Genomic DNA, 14,622 nt, shown 5'->3' on the forward strand with positions numbered 1-14,622 from the left:
TGCGAAGCGATGCGATCTCGTACAGTGCTTCCTCCATCGCCGGGTCCGAAAGCGCGAACCAGTTCTGCATCAGGTGCACGCGCAGCATCGCGTCCAGCGGATACGGCCTGCGGCCACGGCCGGCCACCGGGTAGTGCGGCTCGATGACCTTCAGCAGCGCCTTCCACGGCACCACCTGCTCCATCTCTTCGAGGAAGACCTCGCGCCGCGTCTTCTTGCGCTTGCCTGCGTACTCCGCGTCCGAGAAGCTGATCTGGCTCATCGCAGCGAACTCCTTTGCAACGTTCAACGCATCAGGGCGTGATCCGTGGACTTGTTCAGACCTTCCCTAGATCATCTTGCGGGGGCCGTGATGGTCAAGTGCGAGGCTCTGCTTGTGATCCGCAGAACGAGGCATTTGGCTCTTGCATGCAGCAGTAGGAGCGGTGCGCGCTGAAAAAGAATTGCCCCACCACCTTGCGGTAGTGGGGCCAACATTCAGGCGGCCAGGCGGGCCGCCTCGCCATCGAGACTGGCGCTGCCAGCCTCGTCCTTGCCGAGGTCCAGCAGTTTGACCAGCTCGCGCTGGCGCACCAGCAGCGCGCTCAGCCTGCCTTCGTGCTCAAACGGCCGTGCCAGCTCGAGCTGCAGGTCTTCCAGGCGCTTGCGGCGCACGCTGAGCTGCTCGCCCGTGCGGGCATGCTGCTCGGCTACCGAGGTCAATGCCGCCAGCAGGGCCGACACCAGTCCCGGTCCCGTCTGGTAGGGCTGGGCGTCGTAGCGGCAGCGACCGGCCAGGTACAGCGCCGGCGTCTCCTCCCCGCGCACCGCCGTCAGCCCCAGCTCGAAGCCGCCGAAGCGGCCCACGGCCCGGTCGATCAGCGGCGCGCCATGGCGGGTCTCCGCCTTCGCTGCCTTCACCAGTTCGCGCAGGGCCTCGCCCACGGCGTCCGGCCCGGCGACCTGGCGGCCGCCCAGCTCCACGGCGATCTGCGCCATCGTCTGCGGTTGGGCCGCCTCAGCATCGACCGCATGCAGCGCCACCTTCTGCTCCAGCGACGCGATCAACATCGGCAGCCGCCCCACCTCGCTCTCGTTGGCCCAGCGCTGGTTGCGCCAGACCGAGAACAGGGTGGAGAGCTTGGCCACTTCCGCGTCCACGCCGGCCTTCTCGATCACCATCGGGTTGCCCGACGCCAGGGCCTTCACCTCGGCGTAGCTCAGCGTGGCCAGTTCCACATCCTCGATCGCCCGCAGGCCCTTGTCGCCGCGCATGACCTGCGCGATGAAGCGCGCCTTGGTCTCCAGCGTCTGCCACGAGTAGGCATCGAAGCTTTGCTCGGTCACGTAGCGGAAGATCTCCACCTCCTCGCATTCGTTGCCTTGCCGCAGGATGCGGCCCTCGCGCTGCTCGACGTCACACGGGCGCCACGGCGCATCCAGGTGATGCAGCGCCACCAAGCGCGTCTGCACGTTCGTGCCCACGCCCATCTTGCCGGTCGATCCCAGCAGCACCCGCACGCGGCCCTCGCGGACCGCCTTGAACAGCTTGGCCTTCTGGACGTCGGTCTCGGCATCGTGGATGAACGCGATCTCCCGCTCGGGGATGCCTGCCTCCACCAACCGCTCTTTCAGGTCCTCGTAGACGCTGAAGGCCTTGCCGCCCTTCGGGCTCGACTGGTCGCAGAAGATCAACTGCGTGCCGCGGAACTCCGCCGTGCGCTGCCAGATCGCCAGCACCTCGCGGGTGCAGGCGGCGACCTTGCCGTCCGGATCGAAGCGCGCCGTCGGCGCGACCAGCCGGAAATCCAGCGCGGCCGCGCGGCCGTCGTTCGTGACCGCGAGCATGTTGTCCTCGCTCGGATCGACATGCCCGTTGCGGATCGCCTCGGCCCGCTTGACCAGCGTCTGCACGTAGGCCTTGAGCGCCGTGCTGGCCGGGCAGGCCACCGTGCGCGGCTTGCCGCCCCGCAGCTTGGGCACCGGCAGGTCCAGCATCTCGGCGGTGCGGATGTCCGCGATCTCGCCGAAGATGGCCATCAGCTCCGGCACGTTGATGAACCGCGCGAAGCGCGTGTGCATGCGGTAGCCGCTGCCGTCCGGCGCGATCTCCAGCGCCGTCACCGACTCCCCGAAGGTCGCCGCCCAGGCGTCGAACTGCTGCAGACCCAGGGCCTCCAGCCTTCTCGGCTGCAGGTAGCGCTGCATCGTGTGAATCTCGGCCATGGTGTTGGCCACCGGCGTCGCGGTCGCGAAGACCACGCCGCGCTGCGCGTTGCCGTGCAGCTTCATCGTGTAGCGCGTCTTCAGGTACAGGTCGAACGCGCGCTCCGAATTGCTCTGCGGCAGGCCCGCGACCCGCGTCATCTTCGTGAACCGGTAGAGGTTCTTGTGCAGGTGGGCCTCGTCAACGAACAAGCCGTCGATGCCCAGCAACTCCCAGGTCAGCAGGTTGTCCTTCTTCTTGTCGGCGACCAGCCGTTCCAGGCGAACCTTCCAGCTCTTCTTCTGCGCCTCGAGCTGCTTGATGATCCGGTTGCTCCGGTCACCGCTCTTCTCGGCGCGCACGGCCATCTCTATCTCATGGATCACCTCCGTGATGTAGTCCTCTGTGAATTGCGGCGACATCCGGATGCGCTCGAAGCTCGAGTGCGTGATGACCACCGCGTCCCAATCGCCCGTGGCGATGCGCGACACCAGCTCGCGCCGGCGGTCGCCTTCCAGATCCTCCTTTCCGGCCATGAGCACCGAGGCCTGCGGGTACAGGCGCACGAACTCGGCCGTGTACTGCGACAACATATGGTTCGGGACCACATGGCAGGGCTTCGCGAGGAAGCCCAGGCGCCGCATCTCCATGCTCGCGATCACGCACACCGCCGTCTTGCCGGCGCCGACCACGTGGAACAGACCCACGTTGCCGGTCTGCACAACGCGCCACACCGAATCCCGCTGGTGCGGGTGCAGCGTGAAGCACTGCGAGAAGCCCGGCAGCTTCAGGTGCGAGCCATCGAAGTGCCGCGGCCGCGTGGCGTTGAACAGGTCGTTGTAGACCCGGCACAGCCGCTCGCGGCGTTCGTTGTCCTCGAAGGCCCAGACCGCGAAGCGGTCCTTGAGCGCTCCCAGCTTCTCGCGCGCCGCCAGCGTTTCCGCCGGATTGACGACGTAGCGGTCCTCGGTGGGATGCGCATCGCGCACCGTCGGCACCTGCACGTTGAGCGCGGCCTGTACCAGCTCGATCGCGTTCATGCGCGGAGTGCCCCATTCCTGGGTCACTTTCACGTTCTGCCGCGCGCTCCACTCGGGGTAGGTCACCGACCAGGCGCCGGCCTCCGCCGAATACGCCACCTGGCAGTCCTTGAGTTCCAGCACCTCATGCACGAACCTTTCGACGTCGCCTGCAGGGATCCACACCGCGCCCAGGCGCGGCTCGATGGCCGCCGGCTGCAGGTCCTCGGGCTGCACGCGCTCCAGCGCCTCCACGTTGCGGCGGAAGGCCGGGCCCGACAGCGCGGCCTGCTTGAGCTTCTCCTTGACGTTGCCCGACAGGTAGTCGTCCGACGCCTTCCAGGCGTTGTCCGCCGGGTCCAGGAAGATCTGCCCGGCCTCGGTCAGCGCGGCCAGCACCTCCTCCTCGGGCGCCGACAGCAGCCGCGCCATGTAGGCCGGATCGACCCGGCCCCGCCATTGCACCGACGTGGCCAGCGCCTCGGCCGGTTCGTTGACCGCCGTCGGCGCCGAGACCCGGCGCAGCGTGCGCTGCGTGAACAGCGCCGCCTTGCGGGCGGTGTCCGACTCCTCGTCGTAGTGCTCCAGCGACAGCAGCAGCGGGTAGTCCGGGTCGCGCCGGAATGCCAGCGCGTTGGCCCGGGTGCTCAGGCAGCCGTGGCGCGCGACGTAGCGGTCGTAGGTGCCATTGAGCATGGCCCGCAGATGGGCCAGCCCTTCGTCACCGTCCTGCGCCAGCTGCGCGTCGAGCAGCGTCCGGGCATGGTCCCGGATTGCGCACAGGCCCGCGATGCGGGCACGCTGCGTGGCGTTCAGGCTGTCGTGCAGGTCGACCAGTTCCGCGCCTTCGACCCGGTGCACGCGCCCGTGGTGGACGCGGTAGCTTCCGGGCCGCGCGCCGGGCTCGGCCGGCACGGCGGCTCGGACGGCCGTCAGCGCCACGGGCTTGGCCGCTTCGTACACGCCACTGGGCAGCAGCGCGATGCGCTCGGCCAACGCCGGCTCGAGGTCGCCCTCGAACACGACGGTCGGCACTTCCTCGTAGCCGTTGCTCTCCTGCGTGACCCGGCCAATGCAAAAGCCCGGGTTGCGCGCGTACCAGCCGTTGATCTGCAGGTACTTCTGCCCGCAGCGCGGATGCCGCAGTTCGTCGGGCACCATCACGCGCTCCAGCCAGGCGCCACTCACGGCTTCGCCGGGGTGGCGTTTGCGCAGGAGCAGGATGTCCGTCTGCACGTCGGTCGACGCAATGCCGGCGAAAGCACCCATCGGCAGGCGGATCGCGCCCAGCAGCTCGGCCTGCGACGCGATGTGCTCGCGCACGGCGTCCGCGCGCGCCTCCATCGTGCCAGTGCTCGTGATGAAGCACACCAGGCCGCCGGGGCGGACCAGGTCCAGCGCGCGGCCGAAGAAGTAGTTGTGGATCCGAAACCGCGCGTACGGCTTGGTGCTCGTGTCGGCGACCGGGTAGTTGCCGAAGGGAACGTTGCCGATCACCAGGTCGAACCAGTTCTCGGGCAGCGCCAGCTTCTCGAAGGGCACGATGCGCACGTCGGCGCCGTGCGGCCCATAGAGCGTCTGCAGCAGCCGTCCGGACAGCCGGTCGATCTCGACCGCGGTGAGCGCGCTGCGCTCGGCGAGCGCGCGCGGCATGCCGCCAAGGAAGTGTCCGACACCGGCTGCTGGTTCGAGCACGCGTCCGCCGGTGAAGCCGAAACGCTCCACGGCCTGCCACATGGCCTCGATCACATGGACCTCGGTGTAGTGGCTGTTGTTGACCGATGCCCGGGCCGAGTCGTAGTCCTCGGCCGGCAGCAGGGCCTGCAGCTCCTCTGCGCGCCGGCGCCATGCCGGATCGTCTCCTTCGAGGTTGAAGGCGGCGGGCAGGCCGCCCCAGCCGGTGAAGCGCAGCAGGTGGCCGCGCTCGACGGCGTCCGGGGCGCGTTGACTGGCTTCGAGCACCTGCAGCGCACGGATGGCGGAGAGGTTGGCGTCGAACTTCGTCGCCGCGCCGCTCAGGCCGGCCAGGTGGTCGCGGCGCAGTGCCGGCCACAGGACACGGGGTTCGTCGCGCTTGGTGCCAGCGATGACGCGCCAGCTGGAGCGCGATGGCGACGGCGAGGGCGAAGCCAGGCTTTCGCCGGCAGTCTCGGTGCCGGGATCGATCCCGATCGGCACGTCCGCAGCCTGCGTGGCGGCGGCGTGCGACGCCTCGGGCGCGGGGGAATCAGCAAACAGGTCCGCCTCGTGGGACGGACGGGCAAGCTCGGGCTCATCCGGGTCGAAGCCCGGCAGCCACAGGGAAGGCGCGGTGGTGCGTGCCATCGGTGGTTCTCCGAAGGAAGGCGGAGAACGCACCAACCCATCGGGGGAGGCGAGCTCCCCGGATGGGATGAACGAATGCACACGGCCTGTACCCGCGGATGCGGGCGCAGGGATCAGGGTGTGCGGTGAACGGGCAGCTCAGGACTGCCGTGGCGGTGGGGCGGGTAACGACCGCGACGCCCGAACGGACTCGGGAACGCCTCAAGGGCGTGCGTTGGCCGGAGCCAGGATGCGCGAATCAGTATGGGGCGTCGTTGGTGCGAGGCGCAAAAGGCGAGAGGATTTGCCTGCGTAAGCGCCCGTCAATGCAGCAATAGTGCCGTGGCGATGTGTCTGCCCTATCGCGTGTCAGTCGGCAGGCGCTGGCGATACCATCTTTGCTGGGCGCTTGATTTGCTTCGCTTGGAGTTGCCGCAGTCCATGCTGGCGGGCATCGTCAGGGCGTTTGAGGGGCACACGCGAGGCTTCAGTTTCGTGGTCTGCACGCTGTGGATCGCAGCAGGAGATCGGGAAAGAAAGCAAGGATGTTCGATGAGTGACTATTTCAGCGACCGCGAACTTGGCCCCAGGGCCAGGACCGAACAGGAGATAAGCCCCGTGGCTTGGGCAGGCATCGTGGCGCTCGCATCGTCGTTGGCGAATAGCGGAGCTTTCGGAGCCAGCTTTCCGGAGCGGTGCCCGGATGGCCAGGCCATCTGTGGAAACGAACTCTCCGACCTGAAGAGCGCCATCGAAGCCGAACTTGATGGACTGTCATGGCCGCCGCAGACCGAGCACGTCGTCGAAGAAGGGTTCACGAGCACCCGAGAACCTTGGGCGCCGACGACATTGATGGCGCTGGACTTCGTCGAGTTCGTGTGGCGCAAGGTAGCACTGCCTGTCGTCGGCCGGCATCACGACTATTTCCAGCACCACCACCTCACATTCGACATCGAGGCTGGACGCGCATCGTTTCGCGCAGACGTGAACCGCATCCTCGCGCGCAACGGATTGGCCTATGAGCTGGGCGAGGACGGCCAGATCCGGCGTGTGTTGCCGGCCGTGCTCGGCGAGACTCTGGCGCGGACCTACTTTCGCACGGGGGAAAGGACGCTGGACGTGATGCTGGAGGAGAGCCGAACGAAGTTTTCGGACCCGGATCCGTTGATCCGGCGCGAAGCTCTTGAGCGGCTTTTCGATGCCTGGGAGCGCATCAAGTCTCTGGCCGATGCGAACAAGGCGAAATCGGTTCAACAGATCCTGGACAGGAGTGCTTCGGAGCCCGCGTTTCGCGAAGCTCTTGAGAAAGAGGCACGCGAGCTCACGCAGATTGGCAACAGCCATCTGCTGCGCCACCACGAGGTCAGCCAGACGCCGGTGATCGATGTCGAGCATGTGGACTACCTGTACCACCGGCTGTTCGCCATGGTGGAGCTGGTCATCCGGCGCAATGCGCCCCGGTAGGAGGCGGCTGGCCCGATGGCGAAACCACACCGACCGCCACCGCTCGAAACGCTGCGTGACGCGATCGCCGAGGCCCTGTGGGGCGCTGTGAGTGCGCCCTCGCTGCCCGCTGCCTGCGCGGCGCTGGGCTTGCGCGACGGCGACTCGGCCGAGGCGATGAGCAGCAAGCGCAAGTACGTGCGCAGCCGGATCACGACCTTCAAGGGGCCGGAGTTGCTGGTGCTCGCGCAGCGTGTGATCGAGGAGTACGGCGCTCCCGATCTGGCGGACTTCGTGAGCGAACTGACGACGCATGCGGATCACCGCATCACCGATCTCACGCGGCGCTCGGTGTTGGCGGAGCTGAATTCGGCAGGAGAACTCTTCGGTGAACTGCCAGTCTGGGATGGCGTAGCCGTGCTTTGCCCGGACCTCGAGAAGCCTGCCCAGTATTCGCACCAGTTCGCGGCAACAGTTCGCGATGACATCCAGCGGCACTACATCAACGACAACGACTTGAACAATGCCCAGCTGCTGGAACTCTGCGGCGCGCTCACATGCTCGCAGCAGCGCTTCTTCGACTTGCTGGAAAAGGTGGTCGATCCGGTTTGCCGTCGCGGCCCGGAGCAGGAGCGACTCGTCCATGGATTGAACAAGCTACTGGTTGCCGATGGCTTCGTGCTGGTCGTCATCGGCGAGGTCTCGCGCCATCCGCAGTACGGCGTGCGCCGTGCGGCCAACGGCGTGGCGGGTACGCCGAAGAATCTGATCTTCGCAGCGATCAACTGCAAGCCGGACCTGTACTTCACGGACGCCATCAACAACGATGTCGCCATCGCCAACGATTCCGACGCCTTGATCTATGACCGCGCGTTGTCCGACGGAGGGCTTCGCTGGGACGCCTTGGTCGACTGGTGGCGCGGTCGGGAGCGGCTGGAGACGCTGGCTGATGCCAGGAAAGGCTTGTTCCGGAGGCTGCGCGCCGCCGTGCATGCTGCCCAGTCGCCGGGTGAGGTCGCCATCTTCGAGGCCTACTACGCGCACTTCGCGCGCAGCATGGCCGGCAAGCTGCCTGCGCTGGTGCCTCAGGTCTACCTGCACTACGACCCCAGAACCGCGTCGGAACGCGGCGCAAGCAGGGCCCTCCCACGGCAGCGCATGGACTTACTGCTCTTGCTCGGGCATGGCGCCCGCGTCGTTGTGGAGGTGGACGGCAGGCACCACTTCGCCAATGGGGAGCTCGCGTCGCCTGCCCGGTATGCCGAGATGGCGGCCGAGGACCGGCGCCTGCGGCTGCAGGGCTACGAGGTCTATCGCTTCGGTGCAGCCGAGTTTGCGGATGTCGAGCGCGTCGGGGGGCGCTACGTTGTGGGGCCTCGCTCGAAGGAACTTGTCGTCAGCTTCTTCGAGAAGCTGTTTGCCCGACACCTTGATCGATCGGATGGGTAGGCCGTGCAAAGTGCCGGGCACCCGAACCCCCGACGATCGGCATCGGTGGTTCGGTCACGGAACAGCCCGGGCGGCAGTTCAAGAAGCCCGCCTCACTGGAACACGCGGGGCTCTACGGTCTCGCCGCACATGAAGGCAAGGTAGCCGCCAGCTTTGCCGATGTCGCCGAAGCGGGCAACGACGGTCCCGTCGTGCAACACCTGCCAAGGCCCGTTGCCTTCTTCCGGCGCCCGCCGGATCGCCAGGTCGGGCACGCGGTAGGCTGGGTGCCGGTAGAGGTCCCGCCCCGATTCCCAGTCGATCAGGCGCAGCAGGCAGTTCGTCAAGATGGCCACGCCGCCGTCGTCGCCGGCCTCGATCAGCAGCGGCACCTTCATCGTGCCGGTGGAGCGGCCGATGCGGCCGACCACATCGTGTTCGTCGAGCCAGCAGCGGCCGGTGGTGGTGTTGCCATGCACCAGCCGTACCTTGCGGCCGTCGCGGCGGCACGTCTCCAGCGCCCGGGCCGCCTTGGGATCGGTGCCGGGGTCGAAGTAGGTCTGCTGGGTCAGCGGTGATCGGCCCCAGGCGTCTGTGGCTGCGCGGTACTTGGCGTACCCGGCCAGCGAACCATGGTCGCCAGGCGAGAAGCCCAGCAGCGGCTGATTCAGCCGCGCGGCAATCTGGTCGGCGTGGTCGCGGGCGTTGTCGAAGCCCAGGCAGCTGTAGCCATCGCCGCAAGGGATGACATACAGCCGCTGCTCGAGATTCAGGGTCACATTCATGATGGGTTCCTTGAGAGTTCGGGCGGAACCCAGCCCCAACGGGGCGAGCCCCGCGGGGTGGTGACAATGGAAACGGACAGGCGCCGGTGCGCCCGCCATCGACTTCAGGCAGCCAGAGGCTGCGCCCGGGCTTGCGCCGGGGCAACGAACAGGCGCCGCAGTGCCGTGATGTCGCCTCCTGCCAGGGCCGCGCAGGCCTCGGCTACCGGCGGTTCGACATCGGGCATGCGCGGCTCGCACGGCTGGATGCTGGCGAGGATCATGTCGTCGTCGGTCAGGAACGACAGTGCGCCGTCACACGCGTCGTGTGTGACCTGCCACACCGGCCGGGGTCGATCGGTCAGGTGCTGGCGCACCAGTTGTGCTGCGGCGGCCAGCGATTCGGTGAGCTCGACCCGTTCGAGGTCCCCGAGTTCGTGTCCGTAGAAATGGACCAGGTAGCTGCCCGGTTGGAGCGGCTCCAGGGAATCGAAGGCGAGCACGGGAAACCCGGGACCTGCCGGCGCTACGGCCGGGGCCACAGGGGACGGTGCAACGGAATCCACCTGCTGGCAGCATTCCAGGTGGCTGAGCTTGAGCAGCAGCGCATCGGCGTGTGCACGGTCCTCGAGCGTGAGCTGCGTGCGCAGCGCCTGGATCTCCTGCGTCATGAGGCGCAGTTCCTGGACGACGGCGCGATCGGCGCGGCGTTCGATGGCGCGCAGGGTGTCGGTGATGGTGGTCATGGATGGCTTTCTGGAATGGGTGAGCCCGCCCGCGCCCTTGAACGAGCGCGGGAATGGCATGGCGCGGCCTGGCCGCGGGCGAAGAAGGGGAGTGCGCCCGGAGGCGCCAGAGCTGGGGCCGGGATGGCCGGCAAAGGACAGCCGCGGGTGCGGCAATGAAACTTGGCAGCGGAACTGCGCCAGGCGGGTAACGACCGCAACGCCCGAGGCACTCGGGGAAGAGGGTGGCCAGCAGGGGGCACCACTCGGGAGAGTGGTGCCAGTCTGCCGCAACGGGCGCTGGTGGGAAAGCCGTCACCGGCCCTCGGCATCCTCAAGAGACCGTAGACGCTGCCGTTTGCCGGTGGCGACTGCGGCGGGCCGGTGTCCCGGCGGAAACGTCGGCCCCGCGATGAGCAGATCCGGTCGTCAGCCTGTGTGCAGGACGACGGGCGCCCGGTCGAGATGGTGCTCGACCATCCGGTTGCCGGCGTTGAGGCACTGGTCGAGGAAGATCCCCTCGATCAAGCTGGCGGGCGGCTCAATGCCGAGGGCGGCCAACTGGTCGGCCACTGTGTTGATGTCGGTCCAGTCCAGCCCGGGATCTCTCAGACTGTCGTAGACGAACACTTTCTCCTCGGAGGATGCCGTGTCGTCGTCGCGGACCACATGCAGGTAGAGCTCGCGCAGTGGCCTGTCGTAGCCAGCCACCACCGTCAGCTTGCGGCCCTCGTGGACCAGACGCAGAAGATGGCGGCTCATGATGTACGCCCCTCAGATGGCGCCACGACGCGGGCCGAAGGGGGCTTGGGTCGCCGGGTGCGGCTGAAGTCCATGCCGCACTGGCGACAACGGAACCAGGTGGTCGAGCCTAGGGTGCCGAGCGGGACGCCTTCTCCTGAACACAGCGGGCAGGCGGGTGGATGTCGATGGGACATGCCGAACTCCGTCAATGCTGCGCGACGAATGCTGGCAAGGACCCGAGGCGGGACCAGCCAACGCGTGCATGGTGACCATGGTGAATGGACATGAAGGTTCTCCAATGAGTGCAGGAAGCGGCACGCCGCGCCGAAGGGGCCTGGCGTGCGTGCGGTATGTGGATGGCTGATGGAGCGTTCAGGGGACGCCCCCGGTGCCCTTGTTGGGGCTACCTCGTCGGGTGCGAACCGTGCACCTCGACCAAGCGCGAGTCCGGACCGAAGTCCAGGCCGTTGATCAGGTAGTGCCGACCGGTGGCCGGGTCACGCACTTCGATCGAATGCGGCGTGTGGACGCAGGCGACCTCGCACTCGCCCAGCCGTTGCGTGACGATGCGGTCTCCAGGGCTCAACGCACCTTCTCGGGCGAGTCGGACCAGACGCAGCGTGCCCGGTGGAACGGGCTCGTCGAGCGTCGGCTCGGTGTAGGAACCCATGAAGCGGCGCCGGCAAATGTGCCGTGCCGAGTCGCGGGTCTGCGCGTCGACCGTCTCGCCGTAGGTGCGGGCGTAACTGTCCAGTAGTTCATCGAGCATGGCCTCGTTGCGCAGCTCGGCATGGGCATCGAGGCGTTCGATGGCGACCCTGGCCCACAGGGGCAGGTACTGGTAGGGTGTGGGTCCCATGTCAGGACCTCACCGCGGCTGGAATGTCGACTGCGAGATTCTCGATGGGCTCGGCGCCGAGTCGGGCCAGAAGCCTGTCGATCTGCGGGATGCCGAAGTCCCAGGGTTCAAAGGCTCGGCCGTGGGGGCTGACGCCCTCGGCGCGCACGATGCCCAGGGCTTCGACCTTGATTTCGCGCAGCCGGTAGAGGCCTTCATGGACGAGCTGAGCGTCGCTGTCGCCCAGCAAGGACTCCAGATCGACGGTGTCTCGGGCCGGCGCTTCGGGCGCGCTGGCCGGTAGGTGATTTGGCATGGCGTTCTCCAGAAAGACGGGAACACCGATCTCTGGGAAGGTGTTCCCAGAGGGATGACAGGCAGCGGGTGAGCCCGTGCCGGGGGCAGGTGACGACTGCGACGCCCGGTAAGCCGGGGAGCTTCCGCAGAGGAAGCAAGAGAGTTCCCAGTGTGAGCCAGGTGAGTTGGCGGGCTCCGGTATTGAGGCTACGGCCTCGTCCAGGCGACCGGTTGGATGTTGGGTTTCGGGTGGCGCTCTTGGCGGCGCCTACCTCAGCCGAACGGGGGCTTCGTCGATGCGCCGCGCAGCCCAATGCTCCAGTGTGCGGGTCTTCAGGTGCCACAGGAAGCCTCCGCGTTCCTGGGCCAGGAATCGTAGGCACCCATCGTCATGGTGCGCTGATTGTGTGGAAGCGATCCATGAACGACCGGATCAGTTGGCGCTCGATGCGCGCGGAAACTGATCCTTGTGCCGGTGTGGCCTGTCATCGATCATAGCCGTCCATTTCATCGGCTTTGGGCGTGTGCCAACGCCATTCGAAAAGTGAAGCTCAGCAGTCATGCCATCATCCAGCACGCACTCGGATTCGCCGTGCTGGTTGCCGGCCAATGGGCGGGGGACCTTACCGTTCTTGGCCTCGGCCTCCCGTTGCCGGGTCCGCTGGTGGGCATGGTGTTCCTGCTGCTCGCGTTGATCGTTGCAGGCCGGGTCGTTAAGCCGGTCGCGTTGGCCAGTGGCGTGTTGCTGCGCCACATGATGTTGCTGCTGCTGCCGGCGGTGGCCGGCATTGGCGAGACCTATGCGTTCGTCGTCGGGCAGTGGCTGCCCTTTGCCGCGGCGGTCGCGCTAGGCACGGTCATGACGATGGTGGTCACAGCCATGGTGCTCCAGGCCCTTCTCAGGCGGCCACATGGTCGTGGACTGGGCGACGAGTGATGATGACCTGGGCGCTTGCAGGTCACGGACTGGTCTGGTCGGCGGCGACCCTGCTGGCTTATGTCGCCGCCCTGCGCATTTACCACGGGTCGCGGGGCAGTCCATGGCTGATTCCCGTGCTCACCGGCGCCCTGGCCATCGCGGTGGTGCTCAAGTTGGCCGGCGTTTCCTACGCGAGCTATGCGGACGCGATGCGCCCTCTTAAGGCACTGTTGGGGCCCGCAACCGTGGCGCTGGCGGTTCCCTTGTACCACCAGTGGTCGCGAATGAAGGGGCGGTTGCGTCCCCTGCTGCTGGCGCTGGCCGCGGGCAGCGTAGCGGCCATCGCCTCTGCGTTCCTGTTGGCGCGCAGTCTGGGCGGCGACAGCGTGCTGATGGCATCGCTGGCGCCGAAGTCGGCCACTATGCCTATTGCCATTCCGGTGGCCGAGAAGTTTGCCGGCCAGGGCTCGCTGGCCGCGCTGGCTGTCGCGATCACCGGGATCGTCGGCACTATCGTCAAGACACCGCTCATGCGCTGGATGCGCGTGCAGGATGAATGCGTACGCGGTTTCGTCGCAGGGGTGTCGGCGCATGCCATCGGCATGGCGCACGAGCTCCAGGCCAGTTCAAGGGCAGGCGGCTTCGCAGCACTGGGCATGTGCCTCAACGGCGTTGCGACGGCCGTGCTGGTGCCTTTGGCCTATGGGCTTGCCTCGCTCTTGTAGGCGGCCGGACTGAGACACTCATGAGGCAGTCCTGAGACGCATCTGATCGAGGGCAACTCGATCGCGGTGCCCGACGACCTGATGGGGTCGGCACGCAGCTCAGTTCTGGGTGAACTCAGTGGTACAGCCGACGGGGTTCACTCAGAACTGGCTCCGAGTCCGGTCGGTGCCAACGTGGGCGGGCGGCGCCTGAGCTCGCGGTACAGGGTGGCACGGCTGATACCGAGCCGACGCGCGGCCACGTCCTTGTCGCCGTCTGTATCCGCGAGCGTCCTCCGTATGTAGGCATCGCGCTCGCGGTCTAAGTGCGCCTGCAGCGTAGTGGTTGCAGGGCTCGCGTGGTCGCCGGCACCAGCGTGCAGGTGTTTTGTGGCAGTTGTTTCAGGCAGTCGCTCATCGCCCGAAATCAGGAAGCGCAGTAGCGCAGTTTCCAGTTGGCGCACGTTCCCCGGCCAATCGTAGGCCATCCATCGTGCGCGCAGCGAGGAAGGCACTGGCCGCTCCGGTAAACCCTCCCGCAGCGCGATCCGCTCTAGCAGTTGATCGGCCAGCCATGCCAGATCGTCCCGCTCGCGCAGGGCTGGCATACGCAATTCGAGGGCATTGAGGCGGTAGTACAGGTCCGCCCTGAACTGCCCGGTCTCCACTTGCGCCTGCAGGTCGCGATGCGTCGCGCAGATCACGCGCGTGTCAATCGGAATTGGCGAGACGCCGCCCACTCGCACGATCTCCTGGTTCTGCACGGCGTGCAGGAGGCTGGCCTGCAAGTTGAGCGGCATGTCGCCGATCTCGTCGAGGAACAGCGTGCCGCCGCTTGCGAGCTCGAACTTGCCAGGCTTTCCGCGCGTCCGTGCCCCGGTGAATGCGCCGCCTTCATAGCCGAAGAGCTCGGCATCGATCAGAGACTCCGGAATGGAGGCGCAATTGAACCGCCCCGGTTTTCGCGGAGGCCGGTTGGCTTGAGTCAGGCCGGGCTGACCTGCTGCTCAAGATTGCGATAGTAGTTGGCCTCGAACTCGGCGGGCGGCACGTAGCCCAGCGGGGCCATCAGCCGATGGTTGTTGAACCATGACACCCATTCCAAGGTCGCTAACTCCACCGCCTCTCTGGTCTTCCAGGGCGCCCGGCGATGGATCAACTCGGCCTTGTACAACCCGTTGATCGTCTCTGCCAGAGCGTTGTCGTAGGAGTCGCCCTTGCTGCCCACCGATGGCTCGATGCCGGCCTCGGC

13 protein-coding genes are annotated in these 14,622 nt (G+C 66.9%); 4 read left to right on the forward strand and 9 right to left on the reverse strand.

Annotated elements, in window-relative coordinates; all coding sequences use genetic code 11:
• Positions 1–262, reverse strand: a 262-nt coding sequence (locus tag Q392_RS24915) for an IS5/IS1182 family transposase (protein WP_038214426.1), incomplete at its 3' end; no start/stop codon positions are given.
• Positions 263–477: 215 nt separating this feature from the next.
• Positions 478–5,529 (reverse strand): Eco57I restriction-modification methylase domain-containing protein, encoded by a 5,052-nt coding sequence (locus tag Q392_RS24920; RefSeq protein ID WP_038214429.1) that lies wholly within the window; start codon positions 5,527–5,529, stop codon positions 478–480.
• A 531-nt stretch (positions 5,530–6,060) separates the two neighbouring features.
• Between Q392_RS24920 and Q392_RS24925 the strand changes: the two genes are divergently transcribed.
• Both Q392_RS24925 and Q392_RS24930 read left to right on the forward strand, forming a co-directional pair.
• Positions 6,061–6,972 (forward strand): AbiJ-NTD4 domain-containing protein, encoded by a 912-nt coding sequence (locus tag Q392_RS24925; protein ID WP_038214431.1) that lies wholly within the window; start codon positions 6,061–6,063, stop codon positions 6,970–6,972.
• A gap of 15 nt (positions 6,973–6,987) precedes the next feature.
• Positions 6,988–8,400, forward strand: coding sequence for an AbiJ-related protein (locus tag Q392_RS24930; RefSeq protein ID WP_038214434.1), 1,413 nt, complete (start codon positions 6,988–6,990; stop codon positions 8,398–8,400).
• 92 nt (positions 8,401–8,492) lie between these two features.
• Here the strand turns inward: Q392_RS24930 and Q392_RS24935 are convergent, their stop codons facing one another.
• The 5 genes from Q392_RS24935 to Q392_RS24955 form a co-directional block, all read right to left on the reverse strand.
• A complete protein-coding gene (locus Q392_RS24935; protein ID WP_038214437.1) occupies positions 8,493–9,164 on the reverse strand; it encodes a hypothetical protein in 672 nt (223 codons plus the stop codon).
• 104 nt (positions 9,165–9,268) lie between these two features.
• The gene (locus tag Q392_RS24940; RefSeq protein ID WP_038214439.1) at positions 9,269–9,889 is read right to left on the reverse strand and encodes a hypothetical protein; all 621 of its coding nucleotides are present in this window, start codon (positions 9,887–9,889) and stop codon (positions 9,269–9,271) included.
• A gap of 408 nt (positions 9,890–10,297) precedes the next feature.
• A complete protein-coding gene (locus Q392_RS24945) occupies positions 10,298–10,630 on the reverse strand; it encodes a hypothetical protein (protein WP_038214443.1) in 333 nt (110 codons plus the stop codon).
• 385 nt (positions 10,631–11,015) lie between these two features.
• On the reverse strand, positions 11,016–11,471 hold the full coding sequence (locus tag Q392_RS24950; protein WP_038214447.1) for a hypothetical protein: 456 nt from the start codon (positions 11,469–11,471) through the stop codon (positions 11,016–11,018).
• Position 11,472: 1 nt separating this feature from the next.
• Positions 11,473–11,766, reverse strand: coding sequence for a hypothetical protein (locus tag Q392_RS24955; protein ID WP_038214450.1), 294 nt, complete (start codon positions 11,764–11,766; stop codon positions 11,473–11,475).
• 525 nt (positions 11,767–12,291) lie between these two features.
• Between Q392_RS24955 and Q392_RS24960 the strand changes: the two genes are divergently transcribed.
• Together Q392_RS24960 and Q392_RS24965 are read left to right on the forward strand one after the other, a co-directional pair.
• Entirely contained in the window at positions 12,292–12,684 is a 393-nt protein-coding gene (locus tag Q392_RS24960) for a CidA/LrgA family protein (protein ID WP_051953942.1), read from the forward strand.
• Positions 12,684–13,391 (forward strand): LrgB family protein, encoded by a 708-nt coding sequence (locus tag Q392_RS24965; protein ID WP_038214454.1) that lies wholly within the window; start codon positions 12,684–12,686, stop codon positions 13,389–13,391. Before Q392_RS24960 ends, Q392_RS24965 begins: the two co-directional genes overlap by 1 nt.
• 137 nt (positions 13,392–13,528) lie before the next feature.
• Here Q392_RS24965 and Q392_RS24970 read toward each other — a convergent pair whose 3' ends face one another.
• Both Q392_RS24970 and Q392_RS24975 read right to left on the reverse strand, forming a co-directional pair.
• Positions 13,529–14,359 (reverse strand): sigma 54-interacting transcriptional regulator, encoded by an 831-nt coding sequence (locus Q392_RS24970; RefSeq protein WP_281173455.1) that lies wholly within the window; start codon positions 14,357–14,359, stop codon positions 13,529–13,531.
• The coding region (locus tag Q392_RS24975; protein ID WP_038214457.1) for an integrase core domain-containing protein at positions 14,356–14,622 on the reverse strand (267 nt) is incomplete at its 5' end. The genes Q392_RS24970 and Q392_RS24975, both read right to left, overlap by 4 nt.

The sequence above is a fragment of the Xenophilus azovorans DSM 13620 genome, assembly GCF_000745855.1.
Lineage (GTDB): Bacteria > Pseudomonadota > Gammaproteobacteria > Burkholderiales > Burkholderiaceae_C > Xenophilus > Xenophilus azovorans.